Origin of the sequence: Peribacillus sp. NJ4 (assembly GCF_030348345.1) — a bacterium.
GTDB lineage: Bacteria > Bacillota > Bacilli > Bacillales > DSM-1321 > Peribacillus.
On sequence record NZ_JAUCFQ010000001.1, the window covers coordinates 538,382 to 558,125 of the forward strand.

The 19,744-nt window shown below is 41.6% G+C and carries 21 protein-coding genes and 2 riboswitches; of the genes, 18 read left to right on the forward strand and 3 right to left on the reverse strand.

The features are described from left to right. The first annotated feature begins 53 nt into the window (after positions 1-53). The 17 genes from QUF94_RS02610 (at position 54) to QUF94_RS02685 (ending at position 16,012) form a co-directional block, all read left to right on the forward strand. Positions 54-419: a toprim domain-containing protein gene (locus QUF94_RS02610; protein ID WP_289314488.1), complete on the forward strand. Its 366-nt coding sequence runs from the start codon at positions 54-56 to the stop codon at positions 417-419. Beyond that, complete coding sequence (locus QUF94_RS02615) at positions 420-731, forward strand: thioredoxin family protein (RefSeq protein WP_353957650.1); 312 nt, start codon at positions 420-422, stop codon at positions 729-731. It begins immediately after the preceding gene. 146 nt (positions 732-877) lie between these two features. Beyond that, a riboswitch (SAM riboswitch) is annotated at positions 878-984 on the forward strand. Between the two features lie 102 nt (positions 985-1,086). Continuing rightward, entirely contained in the window at positions 1,087-2,397 is a 1,311-nt protein-coding gene (locus tag QUF94_RS02620) for an O-acetylhomoserine aminocarboxypropyltransferase/cysteine synthase family protein (protein ID WP_289314489.1), read from the forward strand. 118 nt (positions 2,398-2,515) lie between these two features. Next, a riboswitch (SAM riboswitch) is annotated at positions 2,516-2,628 on the forward strand. Positions 2,629-2,793: 165 nt separating this feature from the next. Then, positions 2,794-3,828, forward strand: coding sequence for a methionine ABC transporter ATP-binding protein (locus tag QUF94_RS02625; protein WP_289314490.1), 1,035 nt, complete (start codon positions 2,794-2,796; stop codon positions 3,826-3,828). Further along, the gene (locus tag QUF94_RS02630; RefSeq protein WP_289314491.1) at positions 3,821-4,489 is read left to right on the forward strand and encodes a methionine ABC transporter permease; all 669 of its coding nucleotides are present in this window, start codon (positions 3,821-3,823) and stop codon (positions 4,487-4,489) included. The genes QUF94_RS02625 and QUF94_RS02630 overlap by 8 nt, the downstream gene beginning before the upstream one ends. A gap of 15 nt (positions 4,490-4,504) precedes the next feature. Then, positions 4,505-5,341 (forward strand): MetQ/NlpA family ABC transporter substrate-binding protein, encoded by an 837-nt coding sequence (locus QUF94_RS02635; RefSeq protein WP_289314492.1) that lies wholly within the window; start codon positions 4,505-4,507, stop codon positions 5,339-5,341. A 165-nt stretch (positions 5,342-5,506) separates the two neighbouring features. Further along, complete coding sequence (locus QUF94_RS29030; protein WP_483313630.1) at positions 5,507-5,647, forward strand: YuzK family famiily protein; 141 nt, start codon at positions 5,507-5,509, stop codon at positions 5,645-5,647. Positions 5,648-6,100: 453 nt separating this feature from the next. Beyond that, on the forward strand, positions 6,101-6,886 hold the full coding sequence (gene sufC, locus QUF94_RS02640; RefSeq protein ID WP_289314493.1) for a Fe-S cluster assembly ATPase SufC: 786 nt from the start codon (positions 6,101-6,103) through the stop codon (positions 6,884-6,886). 15 nt (positions 6,887-6,901) lie between these two features. Beyond that, the gene (gene sufD, locus QUF94_RS02645) at positions 6,902-8,203 is read left to right on the forward strand and encodes a Fe-S cluster assembly protein SufD (protein WP_289314494.1); all 1,302 of its coding nucleotides are present in this window, start codon (positions 6,902-6,904) and stop codon (positions 8,201-8,203) included. Beyond that, a complete protein-coding gene (locus QUF94_RS02650) occupies positions 8,203-9,432 on the forward strand; it encodes a cysteine desulfurase (protein ID WP_289314495.1) in 1,230 nt (409 codons plus the stop codon). Before sufD ends, QUF94_RS02650 begins: the two co-directional genes overlap by 1 nt. Next, positions 9,422-9,850: a Fe-S cluster assembly sulfur transfer protein SufU gene (gene sufU, locus QUF94_RS02655; RefSeq protein ID WP_034310148.1), complete on the forward strand. Its 429-nt coding sequence runs from the start codon at positions 9,422-9,424 to the stop codon at positions 9,848-9,850. The genes QUF94_RS02650 and sufU overlap by 11 nt, the downstream gene beginning before the upstream one ends. A gap of 55 nt (positions 9,851-9,905) precedes the next feature. Further along, positions 9,906-11,303 (forward strand): Fe-S cluster assembly protein SufB, encoded by a 1,398-nt coding sequence (gene sufB, locus QUF94_RS02660; protein ID WP_289314496.1) that lies wholly within the window; start codon positions 9,906-9,908, stop codon positions 11,301-11,303. Between the two features lie 201 nt (positions 11,304-11,504). Continuing rightward, positions 11,505-12,353 carry a DUF72 domain-containing protein gene (locus tag QUF94_RS02665; protein ID WP_289318273.1) on the forward strand — a complete coding sequence of 283 codons (849 nt, stop codon included), beginning with the start codon at positions 11,505-11,507 and terminating at the stop codon, positions 12,351-12,353. A gap of 84 nt (positions 12,354-12,437) precedes the next feature. Further along, complete coding sequence (locus tag QUF94_RS02670; protein ID WP_289314497.1) at positions 12,438-13,265, forward strand: sulfite exporter TauE/SafE family protein; 828 nt, start codon at positions 12,438-12,440, stop codon at positions 13,263-13,265. A gap of 16 nt (positions 13,266-13,281) precedes the next feature. Next, positions 13,282-14,667 carry a bifunctional metallophosphatase/5'-nucleotidase gene (locus QUF94_RS02675; RefSeq protein WP_289314498.1) on the forward strand — a complete coding sequence of 462 codons (1,386 nt, stop codon included), beginning with the start codon at positions 13,282-13,284 and terminating at the stop codon, positions 14,665-14,667. 70 nt (positions 14,668-14,737) lie between these two features. Then, on the forward strand, positions 14,738-15,031 hold the full coding sequence (locus QUF94_RS02680; protein WP_483313676.1) for a YunC family protein: 294 nt from the start codon (positions 14,738-14,740) through the stop codon (positions 15,029-15,031). 312 nt (positions 15,032-15,343) lie between these two features. Continuing rightward, on the forward strand, positions 15,344-16,012 hold the full coding sequence (locus tag QUF94_RS02685) for an HD-GYP domain-containing protein (RefSeq protein ID WP_353957734.1): 669 nt from the start codon (positions 15,344-15,346) through the stop codon (positions 16,010-16,012). Between the two features lie 22 nt (positions 16,013-16,034). Here the strand turns inward: QUF94_RS02685 and yunB are convergent, their stop codons facing one another. Both yunB and QUF94_RS02695 read right to left on the reverse strand, forming a co-directional pair. Further along, positions 16,035-16,784 (reverse strand): sporulation protein YunB, encoded by a 750-nt coding sequence (gene yunB, locus QUF94_RS02690; RefSeq protein WP_289314500.1) that lies wholly within the window; start codon positions 16,782-16,784, stop codon positions 16,035-16,037. Positions 16,785-16,871: 87 nt separating this feature from the next. Further along, entirely contained in the window at positions 16,872-17,861 is a 990-nt protein-coding gene (locus QUF94_RS02695) for a M23 family metallopeptidase (protein WP_483313631.1), read from the reverse strand. Positions 17,862-18,047: 186 nt separating this feature from the next. Between QUF94_RS02695 and lipA the strand changes: the two genes are divergently transcribed. Further along, the gene (gene lipA, locus QUF94_RS02700) at positions 18,048-18,962 is read left to right on the forward strand and encodes a lipoyl synthase (RefSeq protein WP_289314501.1); all 915 of its coding nucleotides are present in this window, start codon (positions 18,048-18,050) and stop codon (positions 18,960-18,962) included. 43 nt (positions 18,963-19,005) lie between these two features. Here lipA and QUF94_RS02705 read toward each other — a convergent pair whose 3' ends face one another. Continuing rightward, a complete protein-coding gene (locus QUF94_RS02705) occupies positions 19,006-19,668 on the reverse strand; it encodes a YhcN/YlaJ family sporulation lipoprotein (protein WP_289314502.1) in 663 nt (220 codons plus the stop codon). Positions 19,669-19,744 lie beyond the last annotated feature (76 nt).

Consider the following 19,744-nt stretch of genomic DNA (forward strand, 5'->3'; position numbering starts at 1 on the left):
TTCATTTTGTACAATCATAGTTGCGCACATAATTCGTGAGATGGAGTGATGACATGGAATGGGGCGAATTCGATAAAGTGATCATTGTAGAAGGCAGTTCCGATAGAAGAAAAGTTGCCTCCGTTTTAGATGAAGATGTGGAAATTAGATGTACGAATGGGACCATATCATTAACTAAGCTTGATGAATTAGTGGATGAATTGATGGACCGTGATGTTTATCTCCTTTTTGACGCAGATGAATCAGGAGAAAAGCTGCGGAAGCAATTCCGAAGGGAAATGCCGGAAGCGAACCACCTGTATATTAATAAAATGTACAAAGAAGTGGAGAGCTCACCTGAACATCATATCGCAACTGTGCTTCTATCTGCCAATATGAATGTTAAAATGAAATTTTTAAGTCAAAGGGTGAACGACTAATTGATTCAGGAATGGAAAGAAGAAGAGTGTAAGCTTGCCGTTGAACAAGGGGAAACATTTTGCTTATATTTATATACGCCTTTATGCGGCACCTGTCAGGTGGCTTCCAAGATGCTGACGATATCCATGGAACTTTTCCCGGAACTGAAGGCAGGTAAAATGAATATGAATTATGTTCAAGCAATTGCCGAATCATATGAAATAGAAAGTGTCCCGTGTTTATTGCTTTTCAAAGAAGGGCAGCTGCACAAAAAAATATATGCCTTTCAATCCGTTCCTTATTTGTATGGATTGCTTAAGGAGATCAGCTAAGAAACCAATCAGAAATGGATTGGTTTTTTTAGTTGTGGACATGTGGCGGCCAAACCGGAATTAAACAAAGAATATTCTAACAATTCATTGACTGGTTAATTCTAAAATGTTATATTTTGTATTAAGAAAGCATCTGAATTTAATAGTTCTTATCAAGAGTGGCGGAGGGACTGGCCCGACGAAGCCCGGCAACCGGTATAAATTTATATACGGTGCTAATTCCAGCAGAGTGTTAGCTCTGAAAAGATGAGGTGCGTTATTAAAACCTCTTCTTGTGGAAGTGGTTTTTTTGTTTATGAAAGGCCCGGTTTCAATTTAATTCCTACTAAATCCATAGAGAAAGAGGAGAAATAGTATGTCAGAGAAAAAGTTACGTTTCGAAACATTGAGTGTTCATGGCGGTTTGCAAGCTGATGAAACAGGTGCACGTGCAGTCCCGATCTACCAAAGCAATGCATACTTGTTCAAAGACACTGACCATGCAGCGAATTTATTTGGCTTAAAGGAGAATGGCTATATATATACACGACTACATAATCCCACGGTCAGCGTTTTTGAGGAAAGAATGGCCTTATTGGAAGGCGGTATCGGCGGATTGGCAACAGCAAGCGGAATGGCTGCCATCTCACTGTCAATCCTGAATATTGCCGGTGCAGGGGATGAGATCGTTTCAGCCTCCACTTTATATGGCGGTACGTATAATCTTTTTGAAAATACTCTTCCTAAATATGGGATTAAAGTGAAGTTCGTTTCTCCTGATGACCCTGAAAATTTCAAAAGGGCGATTACGCCAAGAACTAAAGCCATATTTGCCGAAACGATCGGAAATCCAAGTTTGAGGGTCCTTGATATTGAAGCGGTAGCCGACATTGCCCATGATGCCGGGATACCTTTAATCATTGATAATACCTTCGCTACACCGTATCTATGCAGACCAATTGATTTTGGAGCGGATATTGTTATCCATTCCGCTACAAAATGGCTTCTGGGAAATGGAACCACCTTAGGCGGTGTCATCGTGGATGGAGGGAAGTTCGATTGGAACTCGCCAAACTACCCTGGCTTTACGGAGCCTGATCCAAGTTACGACGGTCTGGTATACGCCGAGGCAGTTGGACCAGCCGCTTTTATAACGAAAGCCCGAGTGCAGTTACTTCGTGATTTAGGCCCTGCGCTAAGTGCCCAAAGCGCATTCCAGTTTACGCTTGGACTTGAAACGCTGCATGTGAGGATGAAAGAGCATCTTTCGAACACGAAGTCTGTACTTCAATATTTGAAAAAACACCCTGCCGTGACTTGGGTTTCGCATCCTGCTAATGAGGATCATCCCGATAAAGCCCTTGCGGATAAATATTTGCCTAAGGGAGCAGGATCTGTTGTGACTTTTGGAATAAAGGGAGACCGCGAAGCCGGGGCGAAACTTATCAATTCGGTGGAATTATGGTCCCATGTAGCGAATGTAGGGGATGCGAAGAGTTTAATCATTCACCCTGCCAGTACGACCCATCAGCAATTGAATGATGCAGGTCTGGCGAAAGCTGGTGTGCGTGCTGATCAAGTCCGTTTATCCATTGGGATTGAAAATGTAGAGGATTTAATAGAAGATTTGGAGCAGGCAATTGAAAAAGCGACGAATATCGTCTCCTTGACTTCTAAAACGGTTTAAGCAAAAAGTCCTGGGCATTCTTGAACTAGAAATATTATACATTGCGCTCCTTTTTTATCTATGATAAAATTTCAACATACTAAAGAACTTAATGATGTACAAATATTCTATATATTAGCTCTTATCAAGAGAGGTGGAGGGATGTGCCCGATGAAACCCGGCAACCGACAAGGAGATTTCCTTGGAAAGGTGCCAATTCACACAAAGTTTAATCACTTTGGAAGATGAGAGGAAGGCCTGTTTCTTCACCTGCCTTTCTGCTCATGCAGAAAGGTTTTTTCTATTTCAGTAGGGAAAACCTTTGCATGAATTGCAAAATTGGTAGGGGAAACAGATAATAATGTAGAGAAATTAACTAAGTTCATAGGTTTTATTGGATAAAAGAGGTGAGGATTAATGATTACATTGACAAAAGTCAGTAAGCTGTTCCGAACAGGAAAAGGAAGCAGTGAGACGATCAAGGCTGTAAATAATGTGAATGTTGAAATAAATAAAGGCGAGATTTTCGGTATTATTGGTTATAGTGGAGCGGGGAAAAGTACTTTGATCAGGATGCTCAATGGATTGGAAACACCCACAGAAGGATCCGTTGTGGTGGCTGAGAAGGAAATTTCAAAAATTAAAGGTGCTCAGCTTCGTAAGGCCCGTCAAGAAATCAGCATGATTTTCCAACATTTCAATCTATTATGGTCCAGGACCGTTCAGGAAAATATATCCTTCCCGTTGGAAATTGCAGGAGTTTCAAAATTTGAACGCACCAAACGTGTGAACGAATTGATCAAGTTAGTCGGACTGGAAGGCAGAGAAAAGGCCTATCCTTCGCAATTAAGCGGAGGGCAAAAGCAACGGGTGGGAATAGCCAGGGCTCTAGCGAATGATCCTAAAGTGCTGCTGTGTGATGAAGCGACTTCTGCCTTGGATCCACAGACTACCGACTCTATACTCGAATTGCTTGTTGACATCAATCAGCGTCTTGGGTTGACGATTGTCTTGATAACACATGAAATGCATGTAATACGTAAAATCTGTCATCGTGTGGCTGTGATGGAAAGCGGGCAAGTTGTTGAACAGGGACCTGTCCTGGATGTTTTCAAGAATCCTAAAGAACAAATGACGAAGCGTTTCGTGCAACAGGTGACGGAACCGGAAGAAACGAAAGAAACGATGGACCATCTGCTCGAACGCTTTCCTGCAGGCAAAGTGATTCAATTGACTTTTGTAGGTGATCATGCAGAAAGCCCGTTGATCACTAAGCTTGTGCGTAACTTCGAGTTGGATGTCAATATAGTTCAAGGTAAAATATCGCAAACCAGAAGCGGTTCATATGGAACGTTGTTTATCCATCTTGATGGCAAAGAGGATGAAATGCTCCGCGCAATCGAATTCATTAAAGCACAGCAGGTAGGCGTGGAGGTGATTACTCATGCTTGAAGAATTATTGCCGAATGTTGATTGGGAAGACATTATTGAAGCAACGAAAGAAACGCTTTATATGACAAGTATCTCTGTAGTGGCAACCTTTTTTATAGGCATATTATTAGGATTGATCCTGTTCTTGACAGGGAAGGGGAATATGTGGGAAAACCGGGCAATCAACGCGGTCATCAGTGCTGTGGTTAATATATTCCGTTCCATTCCATTTCTTATTTTGATCGTGCTGCTCATTCCTTTCACTAAAGCGCTTGTCGGTTCCATGATCGGAGAGAACGCTGCACTGCCGGCACTTATTATCGGTGCGGCACCATTTTATGCACGTATGGTTGAAATCGGCCTCCGTGAAATCGATAAAGGTGTAATTGAAGCCGCTAAATCGATGGGGGCAAAAACGAGCACGATCATTTGGAAGGTCCTTCTTCCGGAGTCGATGCCTGCCCTTATTTCCGGGATTACGGTAACATCGATTGCATTGGTTGGATATACCGCAATGGCCGGGGTCATCGGCGCAGGCGGACTTGGTAATCTAGCCTATCTGGAGGGCTATCAAAGAAATCAAAATGACGTTACGCTTGTAGCGACTATCGTTATTCTAATTATCGTCTTCATAATTCAAATTATTGGAGATGTGATTACATCTAAATTGGACAAAAGATAAAGGGAGATGAAAAGGATGAAAAAGTTTTTAGGATTTGCATTGATTTTAGTGTTATCTATCGCTTTGGCTGCTTGTGGAAGTGAAAAGGATAAAGGCGGCAGTGAAACGGAAAAAGAATCGAAGAAATTAGTTGTAGGGGCATCCAATGTTCCGCATGCTGAAATCCTTGAGGAAGCTAAGCCGCTTCTTGAAGAAAAAGGAATAGAATTGGAAATCGAAACATTCCAGGACTATGTTTTACCAAATAAGGCTTTAAATGATAAGGAATTGGATGCTAACTATTTTCAGCACATTCCTTATTTAGAATCCCAAATTAAAGAAAATGGATATGATTTCGTTAATGCAGGCGGAATCCATATCGAGCCAATAGCTCTATACTCAAAAAAATATAAAACCATCGATAAACTTCCTGATGGGGCAACGATCATTTTAAGCAGCTCTGTCGCTGATCATGGGCGTGCTTTATCCCTTTTGGAAAAGAATGGCCTGATCACTTTGAAAGAGGGAATCGATAAAACGACGGCTACAACTAAAGACATCGTTAAAAATGAGAAAAACCTTAAATTCGATTCTGAATATGAAGCGGCTCTGCTTCCTAAAATTTATGAGAGCAGCGAAGGCGATGCTGTTTTGATCAACTCAAACTATGCGATCGATGCAGGTTTGAATCCGATTGAAGATTCGATCGCCATTGAAGATTCTGAATCACCATACGTGAATGTCATCGCTGTAAACAAAGGTGACGAAAATAAAGAAGCAATCAAAGCGCTTGTAGAAGTATTGCATTCTAAAGAAATTCAAGATTTCATCCTTGAAGAATACGAAGGTGCAGTTGTACCGGCGGATAAATAATTCAACAATGACGGCCTGATGTAATTCAGGTCGTTTTTTCATGTTTATATATGATAGAAAAAGGGTAGAGAATGATTGAAGGTAATAAAATGATACACAAATTTGAAAGGATGGTTCACTATCAATACTCTGGATTTAAATGTAACAAGCGAAATGGAAAAGGCGATGCAGTCTTCACATGGGATTGGCTACAGTGAGTACAGTAGAAACTTAGACCTCCGTATCGAGGTTGAGAAAGAACGAGATAGGGAACATGAAAAGTGCAACAAAATGGTCCTGGACCTGCAACGCAAAATTCACGGCTAAGCATATAAAAGAGTTCTTTAAAAGATCGGTCTGTAGAGGTAAAATGGTAAGTGGTCCAGAAAATAAGGGTTTCCTTATTGGATGAACTTACATAATGCCTTACAGTCCGATTTTTTTATTTTCAAAGCGGAACGTTCATACCATCCGATCGACTCTTTCGAACATATATTAATAAGAACGAAGGTTTGCCGAATAATAAGATAATTTTAACAAAAGCTAAAATAAGGCTAAATATGCTGTAAATAGGCTATATCTGTTAGTATGGTAAGAATAGGACAGGTTTTTAACATGTAAGAAGTGGAAACCCTTTTCTATATTAGTTGATTCCAAATTGGATTTGTTATAAAATTGGAATGAGAATAAATTGAGAATGGTTTTACGTAAATTTATAGTAAAGAAAGTAATCTTTACTTTCTGGTAATAAAATAGGAATTAGTTCACGGAGGTATTATTATGTCAGCTTCTACATTAACGGTTAAAGATCTTCACGTATCAATTGAAGGCAAAGAGATTTTAAAAGGGGTAAACCTTGAAGTTAAAGGTGGGGAGATCCATGCGATCATGGGACCAAATGGAACTGGTAAATCCACTTTATCATCAGCAATCATGGGTCACCCTAAATATGAAGTAACAAGCGGTAGCATCACATTCGATGGTGAAGACGTATTGGAAATGGAAGTCGACGAGCGCGCTCGTGCAGGCCTATTCCTAGCTATGCAATATCCAAGTGAAATCAGTGGTGTTACAAACGCTGACTTCCTACGTTCTTCCATTAATGCACGTCGTGAAGAAGGCGATGAAATTTCATTGATGAAATTCATCCGTCAAATGGATCAAAAAATGGAATTCCTTGAAATGGATGAAGATATGGCGCAACGCTATCTGAATGAAGGTTTTTCCGGCGGAGAGAAAAAACGTAACGAGATCCTTCAATTAATGATGATCCAACCTAAAATTGCAATTTTGGATGAGATTGATTCAGGTCTTGATATCGATGCACTTAAAGTCGTTTCAAAAGGAATCAACGAAATGCGTGGAGAAGACTTTGGATGCTTGATCATCACTCACTACCAACGTCTATTAAATTACATCACTCCTGATTATGTACATGTAATGATGCAAGGACGTGTGGTTAAATCAGGCGGTCCTGAACTTGCTGCCCGCTTGGAAGCGGAAGGTTATGATTGGATCAAACAAGAATTGGGCATTGAAGACGAAACTGTTGGCGAAGAAGCGTAAGTAGGAGGATTTGCAATGACTACAGAAACGAAATTACCGTTTGAACAAGAGGATATAAGCTCCTATTCAACTAAAAATAATGAGCCAGCTTGGCTTTCCGAGCTTCGGATTCAAGCGTTTTCTGAATTTGAAAAGCTCCCGATGCCAAAGCCGGATAAAACGAAAATCGACAAATGGAATTTTACTTCCTTCAAAACCCACGCGGTTGAAAGTGAAGCTTTTGCCTCTTTAGAGGAGCTTCCGGAAGAAATTAAATCCATTATTGAAGAAAATGGGAACTTATACATTCAACGCAACAATACGCCGGCATATATCAATCTGTCAGCTAATGTGAAAGAACAAGGCGTCATCTTTACGGATATTTTCACAGCGGCCCGTGACCATTCTGAGCTCGTGCAAAAATATTTCATGAAAGACGGCGTTAAAATAGATGAACATCGTTTAACAGCGCTGCATGCTGCATTAGTCAATGGGGGAGCATTCCTCTATGTTCCGAAAAATGTAGAAATCAAAGAACCGATTCAATCGGTATTCTTGTTGGATAATCCAGATACTACACTTTTCAACCATGTATTGATCGTAGCGGAAGATAACAGCTCGGTAACGTATGTGGAGAACTATTTCTCAAACGTTGAATCTAGCGAAGGTATCGCCAATATCGTAACCGAAGTAATTGCGAATGCAAATGCAAAAGTGGAATACGGAGCGGTCGACACCCTTTCAAAAGGATTTACGACATATGTTAACCGCCGTGGGGTGGCAGGTCGTGACGCACATATCGAATGGGCGCTAGGTCTTATGAATGATGGTAATACGATTTCGGATAACACAACATATTTAATGGGCGATGGCTCACATGGGGATACTAAATCTGTTGTAGTTGGCCGCGGGGAGCAAAAGCAGAACTTTACGACTGCCATCATTCATTATGGTAAGCGTTCCGAGGGGTATATCCTTAAGCATGGTGTTGTGAAGGAAAGTGCATCCACGATTTTCAATGGAATTGGAAAAATAGAGTATGGTGCGACAAAATCCAATGCCGAACAAGAATCACGCGTACTGATGTTAAGTGAAAAAGCACGCGGAGACGCCAATCCAATCCTTTTAATTGATGAAGATGATGTAACGGCTGGTCATGCCGCTTCTGTTGGACGTGTTGACCCGCTTCAACTTTATTATTTAATGAGCCGTGGTATAACAAAGCAAGAAGCGGAAAGACTTGTCATTCACGGATTCTTGGCCCCTGTTGTTAACCAACTTCCTATTGAGGGAGTAAAAAAACAATTAGTTGCGGTCATTGAAAGGAAAGTACAGTAATGAACCCATACGAAATTCGTAAGCTTTTTCCAATATTAGATCAAGAAGTCAATGGTCAGCCATTAGTTTATTTAGATAGTGCTGCAACCTCTCAAAAACCGGCTGCAGTGATTGAAGCGATTGAGCAATATTACCGCGGATACAACTCGAATGTTCACCGCGGGGTGCATACACTAGGAACAAAAGCTACGGATGCGTATGAAGGTGCACGTGAAAAGGTGCGTAAATTCATTAATGCTTCTTCTACTGAAGAGATCATCTTTACCAGAGGTACGACTACTTCTTTGAATACAGTAGCAAAAAGTTACGGTGGAGCAAATGTTAAAGAGGGTGACGAAATCGTCATCTCTTACATGGAGCATCATAGTAATATCATTCCGTGGCAACAGCTTGCCAAAGAAAAAGGCGCTGTACTGAAGTACATTCCACTTCAAGAGGATGGAACGATTTCCCTTGATGATGTGAGGGCAACAATTACGGATGCAACGAAAATCGTTTCCATCATGCAGGTTTCGAATGTACTTGGTGTTATCAATCCTGTGAAGGAAATCGCGAAAATTGCCCATGATCACGATGCTGTAATGGTAGTCGACGGGGCACAAAGTACACCTCATTTAAAAGTGGATGTCCGCGATTTGGATTGTGACTTCTTTGCCTTCTCAGGTCATAAAATGGTCGGTCCGACTGGTATCGGCGTATTATATGGTAAAAAAGAATTACTGGAAAAAATGGAGCCGATTGAATTTGGCGGGGAAATGATTGATTTTGTAGGTTTGTATGAGTCTACATGGAAAGAACTCCCGTGGAAATTCGAAGGCGGAACCCCTATCATTGCTGGTGCGATCGGCATTGGGGCTGCGATCGATTTCTTGGAAGAAATCGGCTTGGATAATATTGAGCGGCATGAACATAAACTCGCCGCTTATGCAATGGAAAAAATGTCTGCAGTTGAAGGACTTACCATATACGGTCCAAAAGATGCAGAAAAACGTGCGGGCGTAGTAACCTTTAATATTAATGACGTACATCCACATGATGTCGCTACCGTACTTGATGCAGATGGAATTGCTGTCCGTGCCGGTCATCACTGCGCACAGCCATTAATGAAATGGCTTGACGTGTCATCGACAGCAAGAGCAAGTTTCTATCTCTATAACACGGAAGAAGATATTGATAAGCTTGTGTCCGGGCTTGTTAAAACGAAGGAGTATTTCAGCAATGTCTTTTGATAACTTAGATACACTTTACCGTCAGGTCATTATGGATCATTATAAGAAACCACGTAATAAGGGTATGCTTGAGGATGGAAGCATGACAATTGATATGAACAATCCAACTTGCGGCGATCGGATTCGTTTAACGATGAAGATTGAAGATGGAAAAGTCAGCGATGTTAAATTCGATGGTGACGGTTGTTCGATATCCATGAGTTCAGCTTCCATGATGACTCAAGCCATAAAGGGCAAAGACGTAGATACTGCTTTAGCGATGTCCGAGACTTTTTCCTTAATGATTCAAGGAAAAGAATACGATGATGAGATGGACCTTGGGGATATTGAAGCCCTTCAAGGTGTTTCTAAATTCCCTGCCCGAATCAAGTGTGCGACGCTAGCTTGGAAGGCCATGGAAAAGGGATTGAAGGAATAATTAAATTAAAATGAGCTGTTGTAATTCAGCCATTTGAAATGGAGGAATACGAGCTATGGCAAAGAAAATGCCTGATATCGGCGATTATAAATATGGCTTTGCGGATAAAGATGTTTCCATCTTCCGTTCAAAGCGTGGTCTGACAAAAGAAATCGTGGAAGAAATTTCTCGAATGAAGGATGAACCGCAATGGATGCTTGATTTCCGTTTGAAATCATTGGAGCATTTCTACAACATGCCAATGCCTCAATGGGGCGGCGACATGCAAAGCTTGAACTTTGATGAAATCACATATTATGTTAAACCATCAGAGAAATCAGAGAAATCCTGGGATGAAGTTCCTGATGAAATCAAACAGACTTTTGATAAATTGGGAATTCCTGAAGCTGAACAAAAATACCTTGCAGGCGTATCTGCTCAATATGAATCAGAAGTGGTTTACCATAGCATGAAAGTGGAATTGGAAGATATGGGTATCGTGTTTAAAGATACGGACTCAGCACTTCGTGAAAATGAAGATATCTTCCGTGAGCATTTTGGAAAAACGATTCCGCCGACTGACAATAAATTCTCGGCATTGAATTCAGCAGTTTGGTCAGGTGGATCTTTCATCTATGTACCAAAAGGCGTTAAAGTGGATACTCCGCTTCAAGCTTATTTCCGAATCAACTCTGAAAACATGGGTCAATTCGAACGTACGCTTATCATTGTTGATGAAGGCGCATCCGTTCACTATGTAGAAGGTTGTACAGCACCTGTTTATACAACTAACTCCCTTCATAGTGCGGTTGTTGAAATCGTCATTAAAAAAGATGCTTACTGCCGTTACACGACGATCCAAAACTGGGCAAACAACGTGTTTAACCTGGTTACGAAACGTGCGGTTTGTGAAGCAAACGCAACAATGGAATGGATTGATGGTAACATCGGTTCTAAATTGACAATGAAATATCCTGCTGTCATCTTAAAAGGTGAAGGCGCTCGCGGTATGACATTATCCATTGCTATTGCCGGTAAAGGCCAACACCAAGATGCTGGAGCTAAAATGATTCACCTAGCGCCAAATACATCTTCAACCATTGTATCAAAATCAATTTCTAAACAAGGCGGTAAAGTAACATACCGCGGTATCGTTCACTTCGGACGTAAGGCCGATGGGGCTCGTTCCAACATTGAATGTGATACATTAATCATGGATAATCAGTCTACTTCTGATACAATCCCTTACAACGAAATCTTGAATGACAACATTTCCCTTGAACACGAAGCGAAGGTTTCCAAAGTATCTGAGGAACAATTGTTCTACTTGATGAGCCGCGGAATTTCTGAGCAAGAAGCAACGGAAATGATCGTAATGGGCTTTATCGAACCATTTACAAAAGAACTTCCAATGGAATATGCGGTTGAAATGAACCGTCTGATCAAGTTCGAAATGGAAGGCTCCATCGGCTAATAACCGACTGGCCTGCCTGTAAGGCGATTTAGAATAACCATTCATACAAAAGCCTGCCGGGTCTGCCTGGCAGGCTTTTGTATTTGGAAAGTGATATATGACACTCTTATACCAAAGATTAAATATGGCTCAATAAGGGTAAAAAATAATAAAGGAAGAAGTCAGGAAATGGGGACTGTCCCGGGAGGAGTGATGGTGCAGATGATTTATGTTGGCGTGACAGGTTGGGGGGATCATGATAGTTTGTATCATGGCGGTGTGTCCCAACGTGAAAAACTCAAAGAGTATGGGGCTCATTTTCCCATTGTGGAGGTGGATGCCTCATTTTATGCAGTCCAGCCAAAGAGGAACAGTGAAAAGTGGGTATCAGAGACGCCGGCATCATTCAAGTTTGTCGTCAAAGCCTATCAAGGGATGACAGGACATCAGCGTGGGGAGATCCCGTTTGAAAGTAAGAAGGAAATGTTCAAGGCATTTCGCGACTCTCTGGAAGCTTATCAGAAGTCAGGGAAGCTCGCGATGGTCTTATTTCAGTTTCCGCCATGGTTTAATTGTAAGCGTGAAAACGTGAATTACCTGCGATGGTGCAAAGCTGAAATGGGCGATATTACAGCTGCCATAGAATTTCGGAATCAAAGCTGGTACAGACCCAGCGTAGTCCAGCAAACTTTGGACTTTATCCAAGAGGAAGGCTGGATACATACTGTATGCGATGAGCCGCAGGCTGGAGAGGGATCCATTCCTGTCGTTCTGCATGCCACCGATAAAGATAAAACCCTGATACGCTTTCATGGCCGTAACCTGCATGGTTGGCAGAGACCTTCCTCGGGTGATGATTGGCGTGAGGTCAGGTACTTATACCGATATAATCATCAGGAATTGACTGAATGGGTGGAGAAAATCAGGATATTGGAAAAGGAATCCAAGGAGATATATGTCCTGTTCAATAATAACTCAGGCGGAGATGCCGCCGATAATGCCAAACAAATGATTGAGTTGCTTGGTATAGAATATGAAGGACTGGCTCCAAGGCAGCTTGGTTTGTTTTAAAAGGCATTATATAATCAATAAAGAGAAGATGTGACAAGCTAGTAGAGGTGCCATCCTCACAAACAGGTAAAGGCGGATTTCTTCATGGTATGGTTAGTTTTAGTGGGTATCGGATTATTAGCGGGATCAATCGGCTCTCTTGTCGGTCTGGGCGGAGGCATCATCATTGTGCCTTCTCTTTTATATTTAGGTACTTCGACAAATATAATCGATGAGCTGACACCTCAGGTGGCCGTAGGTGTTTCAACCGTTATCATGATTTTCACCGGGTTATCTTCTACTTTATCTTATTTAAAACATAAAGTGGTGGATTATAAGGCCGGCTTAATCTTCTTTATAGGCAGTGCACCAGGTGGCATAATAGGGGCATATGTGAATAAAAACCTTAATGTCGAAGCTTTTTCATTGTACTTTGGGATTTTCATGGTTTTCATGGCTATCGTGTTATTAGTGAAGGACCGGTTGAAGCCAATGGTTTTCAAGCCTGGAAAAGGGAAAATGGTCAAAACGTATAAAACTGAAAATGGACATTCATTTTCTTATGGTTACCACCCCCTTATAGCTGTATTGATTACTTTTTTCGTGGGATTCAGCTCCGGGTTATTTGGGATTGGCGGCGGAGCCTTAATGGTTCCCGTAATGATGCTTCTTTTCTTCTTCCCTCCGCATATGGCTGTAGCGACTTCGATGTTCATGGTATTTCTGTCTTCCATCACTAATTCGATTACGCATATTTCCCTTGGAAATGTAAATTGGCCATATGCTTTTGCCCTGATTCCGGGTGCATGGTTCGGTGCTAAATGGGGGGCATTCATCAATAGGCGCCTAAAAAGCGCGTCGCTGGAAAATATGTTAAAAATAGTGCTGATAATCATTGGTTTACGTCTTATATACCAAGGTATTACAGGATAAACGAGGAGGAAAAATGATGTCAGAAATCATTCATTTATATCACACCAATGATCTCCATAGTCATTTTGAGAATTGGCCTCGTATTGATAAGTTTCTTAAAGAAAGAAGACAACTTCATCAAGATACGGGAGAAGAAGCGATCATACTTGATATAGGCGATCATGTAGACCGCTGGCATCCATATACAGAAGGTACGTTGGGTAAAGGGAATATTGAACTGCTGAATGAAGCGGGCTACCAATATGTGACCATCGGCAATAATGAAGGGATCACTTTACCTCATGACGCGTTAGACTCCTTATATGATCAAGCAAGGTTCAAAGTATTGGCAGCCAATATTTATTACGGAAATAATGAAAGACCGGAGTGGGCGCTGCCATATTGGATACATACAACGGAAAAAGGCACTAAGATCGCCATGATAGGTTTGACAGCATTTTTTCAAAAGTTTTATTCTGCGATGGGCTGGGAATTAACAGAACCATTCGCGGAGTTAAAGGCACAGCTTGAAAGGGTCAAAACAGAGGCGGATGTAATCATCATCCTTTCTCACCTGGGCATCCATGATGATGAGAGGATGGCAGAGGACTTTCCGGAGATTGACGTCATACTTGGCGCGCATACCCACCATATCCTTCACCAAGGGAAATTGATCAATGATACACTCCTTTGCGCTGCGGGAAAATATGGTTTTTATGTCGGGCAGGTGGAAATGACCGTCAATCAGGAAAAGAGAATTAGCCAGAAGAGGGCCATTATATATGATACCAATGACTTTTCGGAATTAGAGGATGAACGGGCATGGATTGAAGCGATGTACCTGGCCGGAGGGGAAACGCTAAAACAGGTCGCAGTGGACTTGCCGGAAGCCTTGGACAATGATTGGTTCAAGGTAAGTGCTTTGACGGAAATCCTTGGAGAGGCCTTAAGGGAATGGAGTCAGGCGGATTGCACCTTTCTGAATGCTGGTCTTCTACTCGAGGGATTGCCGAAGGGACCAGTCACAAAAGGGGATATTCACAGAATCTGTCCACACCCCATCAATCCTTGCGTCGTTGAAGTAAATGGGAATGAATTAAAAGAAATCTTAATGCAATCGAGAAATGAGGAGTGGCCTCATATCCAAGTGAAAGGTTTCGGTTTCCGCGGAAAAATCATGGGAGTCATGCAATATGATCAAATTGAATTTAACGAAATGGAGAATGGAATCGTAAATGGGATTCTGATAAAAGGGGATAAACTGCAGGCAGATAAGTCCTATAAATTGGCTATACCTGATATGTTCACGTTTGGGAACTTTTTTCCAAGTATCCAGCGCTCCAATCGTAAGAAATACTTATTACCGGAATTCTTGCGGGATATCCTTTTATGGAAGTTGAAAAAAATGTATACGGACGCCTAACGCTAAATCACGGTTTCGCCCTTTTTTTCATAAAGTATGGGGAAGAAAGGGGCGAAACCAATTGATTAGCATGATACCTATAATACTTGATAATCATACATTCCTAGCCATTACTGTCCGACTTCCCAAAACGAATTTACTTGCTGTCGCGTCCGAAAAAGGGTATATAATGTGCGGTGCGTTAGATGTAGGACTGTTGAATGATAAATTGAGAGATCGTAAAATCCTTGCAGGAAGGGCCACAGGAGTTAAATCGATTGAAGAGCTTTTGGAAGTGCCGCTTGAATCAGTTACCTGGGAGGCCGTGGAAAAGGGCATTCATCCAGGAATGATTGGTAAAGAAGCATTAATCAAGATGATTTGAAAAGGTAGGCTTTCTTTTATCAAGAAGGGGGGCCTTGTTTTTTACCAAAGATTTATTCAATAATTATTTTTAAACGGATTCATTTATCAAAATATTTTCCGATAATCCTTATAAAGGAAAGAAATGGTTCGATTTACAAATATTAAATGGGGAAATAGCGTACAAGAATGAGGCTAGCTATTACAAAGTCCCTAAGCCCTGGAGCCAGGCTCGGAAAAAACATCTATAATGAGCGGGGCCATAGCCTATTATGTGAAGGTCTTACATTAACTCAGAAAATGATCAATCGACTGGTGTCCCTTAATATTCCCTTTGTTTACATACAAGATTACAGGACGGATGACAATTAATGAAAAGAATCTCGAAATTCTTGGGCTGGGCGCGATTTTACATGATGTCGGCAAAATGCTCGTACCTTTGGAAATCCTTCGTAAACCCGGTCAGCTCACGGAAAAGGAGTTTGAACAAATCCGAAAACATGCCGATTACGGATTTCACCTAATTAAAAATGTTCATACCGTTTCACTTTTAGTTGCAAATTGTGCATATCAGCATCATGAAAGGTTGGATGGATCTGGATATCCACGTGGGATAAAAGGGGATGAAATCCACTATTTCGGCAAGATCATTGCCGTTGCCGATGTGTTTGATGCCGTGACATCCAAACTGGTTTACCGGAATGCCATGCTGCCGCATCAGGGGTTGGAAGTACTTTATGCCGGAGTCGGGAGAAAGTTCGATAACACGATCATCGAGGCTTTCCGCAGGGCAGTCGCGATCTATCCAAATGGTTTATCCGTAGAATTGAATGATGGGAGAAAAGGGGTGGTATCAGCTCAAAATGAGGGGATAGGGGACTGCCCAATGATCAGGATACTTGAAGAAAATGGGGAACAGATAAAAGAGCCATATGAAGTGGACTTGAATAAAACCCTGCATTTGCTGATCATGAAATGTCTCAAAATACAAGAACCAGCCTAACCTCATGGATAAGCTGGTTTTATTATTCCTTGTTTTCCTTCATGATGGCAGGTGCCAACGAACCGTTTCCATTACTATAATAACTTGGTACATCACCTTCAATTAGCAAACTGCCGACTGTCACTTCCTGACTTACCTTGGTCTCCTTTGTGAAAGAGGGGATGACGATTTGAATATTGACATCAAAATCCACAATCAATTCATAATACACATTATTGATGCCTGCGTTTGTCAGTTTTGTCCTCAAATCCGATTCAACATTGCCGATGACTGACATTTTCACTGGGATTTCAGGTCCGTAGTTGGAAAGAAGGTTATTTCCGGTCACGACACCCAAGGGTATATAATAGACCACACTTTTATATTGTTCATCATTTATTTTGGCTGAACCCGTTTTAAAAGGATTTCCCTTTTTGATGCCAAGCTTCTTTTGAATATCCTTCGTAATGCTAGCGCGCAATTCGCTGTATATGACCGGATTGAAGCTATAGGAAGAACTGGAGTCCTTACTACCCTCGTTGTTGGTGATGATTTTGTTCATATCAACCTTGGCTATATTCTCATCAACCGATTCATGAATCGTTTCCGTTGCAATCCGTTTGATTTCATATTCGGCTACACTCATGATCACGGGTTCGATTGATTTATCAACGTACCAAAGAGTCATGATGCTGGTTATGATAAAAAGGATAAAGGAATAGAGAAATACTTTTCGGGTGGGAAGAGGCCCCTTCTTTCGGAATTTCTTTGTTCGAAATCTTTTTCGGAACACGCTTTAGCCCCCTTTACTAATACCTATGCATCAAGTTCAGGGGTTTATGTTCGAATCAAAAAAAAGCAGCGTAAAATTCATCGCCGCTTACTTTTTCTTTTTAGCTAAATCCTTCCTTTCCCACATTTTCAAATAAGGGTAAGGGTCAAAGCTCCATTCCGTGATTCCGTTGTCTTTGTACATTCCGTAATGAAGATGCGGAGGGAATTTCCCTGAAGTTCCCGGAGGGCCGTAACCTGTACTGCCAACACCTCCGATGACTTGCCCGGGCTCAACGATCTGTCCGACTTTCAATCCTTTGGCAAAACCGCTTAAATGGGCAAAGTAATGATACGTATTATTTAAATCCCGTATCCCGATCCGCCAACCGCCGAATTTATTCCAGCCTTTCATTTCGATGATTCCATAGCTCGTTGATCGAACGGGAAGGCTATAATCCGCAAATATATCAGTACCCTCATGGATTCTCCTTCCGCCCCATCCACGAGCGCTTCCCCATGTATTCAAATACGTATAATGAGTCCGTACTGGAACGGGGAAGGCCTTTTCCTGTAAATCCAGCCGGCCATATTTCTTATAAATCTCGGCATTGCCGATAATGATGCTGACGGCTTTATCTCGTTTATAATAATCCCACAAGCCGATCCGGATATTATCTTCATCTGCACCATATGATTGAAGGTGCTTCGAAAAAGCATACAATCGATCGGTATCATTAGTGATATCAGCTTTGCCATCACCATTGCCATCCTGGCCAAGCCCATCAAAAAATGTGATCGTGAGCGGGTTCACGTCGTTTAAGTCAGGATTGAGGGCACCGCTCCACTTTGAAGGCTCGATGTGGATGCCTATTAAACCCTTTGCCGGCTCTAAATCCCTTCGTGCAGCCCTGAGGCTGTGCTCATATTGATCAGCTCCAGCAAGGTAATACCACGGGATTTGGACGGTAGCCTCCATATTTTTGTATAGCTCCATTCTCCCGGCATAAGCATCTGGAGTATCGGCAGCATTAGCCACTTGGCCTGGTGCATTCAAAATAAACAAACAAGTTAGGGTAAGAAGGAATAATTTTTTCAACGGGGCAGGCTCCTTTCATGTCACTCTCCGATTTATAAAGACATCAGTTATCCATCTTTTATAGTTTTGCTGATTTAGCTATAAACATGAAAAATAAATAATGGGAAACCAACTATAACTTGTATTAATGCTTTTTTATTGTTAAAGTAGGGTGTGTTAATTTCTATAGAATGGAGTGGCATTTTCATGTCTTCTACAAATAAAGAAATTCTTCGTAAACCAGATTGGTTAAAAATAAAGCTTAATACTAATGAAAATTACCTCGGTTTAAAAAATATGATGCGCGAAAAAAATCTTCATACTGTCTGTGAAGAGGCGAAATGTCCGAATATTCACGAATGCTGGGCAGTGAGAAGAACGGCTACATTCATGATCTTAGGTGAAATCTGTACAAGGGCTTGCCGTTTTTGTGCTGTTACAACCGGACGACCTAATGAATTGGACTGGGCTGAACCGGAGCGTGTTGCCGATTCCGTCGTATTGATGAATTTAAAGCATGTCGTCATTACAGCTGTTGCCCGTGATGATTTAAAAGATGGAGGCGCTGAAGTTTTCGCTGAAACGGTCCGTGCCATCCGACGCAAGAATCCATTTACATCGATTGAAGTATTGCCGTCGGATATGGGCGGGGTACATGAAAATATTAAGACTTTGATGGATGCTAAACCAGACATTCTGAACCATAATATAGAGACAGTCAGAAGTTTATCCGACCGTGTACGGGCTCAAGCCAAATACGACCGTTCATTGGAGCTTTTAAGAAGAGCCAAGGAACTGTATCCGGAGATTCCGACAAAGTCGAGTTTAATGGTTGGCCTTGGTGAAACGCGGGAGGAAATCCTTGAAACGATGGATGACCTAAGGGCCAATAATGTGGATATCATGACGATCGGCCAGTATTTGCAGCCGACTAAAAAGCATTTGAAGGTGCTAAAATACTATACGCCTGAGGAGTTTGCCGAATTGAAAGAACGTGCATTGGAAAAAGGCTTCAGCCATTGTGAATCCGGCCCGCTTGTCCGTTCTTCCTACCATGCGGACGAACAGGTTAATGCTGCGGCAAAACATAAGCAAACCAAAGGTGAAGAATTATTGAAATAGAGTGAAATAAAGGACCGAAAAAATTCGGTCCTTTCATTTTTAATTAACGGTTATCCATTTTTTGATGGATGTTATCGTGATGATCCCTTTTATCGTTAATCATTTCTCCATTTTCATTTTCCCCGTCACTCATTTTGTGTCCTTGAGGCGATTTCAGCATTCTTTTGATGGTTTGTTCAATCGTATAGTCGATCCCTTTGCTGCCGGATTTCAATGTAGCGAAATTCTCGACATCTTGGGCAAGGTTTTGATAATCATCACTAACATAGACATGATAGTAGCGAGGCACGACGGACATGGCAGTACGTTTAACTTGGTCTGCGGTTTCAGTCCGATCCTTGGTATTGGTATCATATACGACAAGAACTTCCTCGTCGGTCACCAGAGTAGCCGCGTCATTGACATTTGGAATCTGAACACTCAGTTTTGAAATGACATCTGACAGTTGTTCACGGTCAATGGAAGCAGCCTTGTTGGAAATGTTACGGCCGTCAATGGTTGCACTATTTGTGCGGGTAAAACCGAAATCATCACTCTTGTTGTCATTATTACGGTAATCCTCGTCATAATATTGAGTTGGGTTATTTACGTTTGTTGGGTTGCCGGCATTGTTTTTTGCACCGAGCCCCTGATCCTCTTCTTTATCAGCACATCCAGTTAGTGCAATAATCGAACTTAAACCTATCGTTATTAGCGTTTTTTTCATCAATAACACCCCCATAACTTTAGGATGAACATATTTCTCTATTTTTCGCTTAGTAATTGATGGGGAATCAGTTATA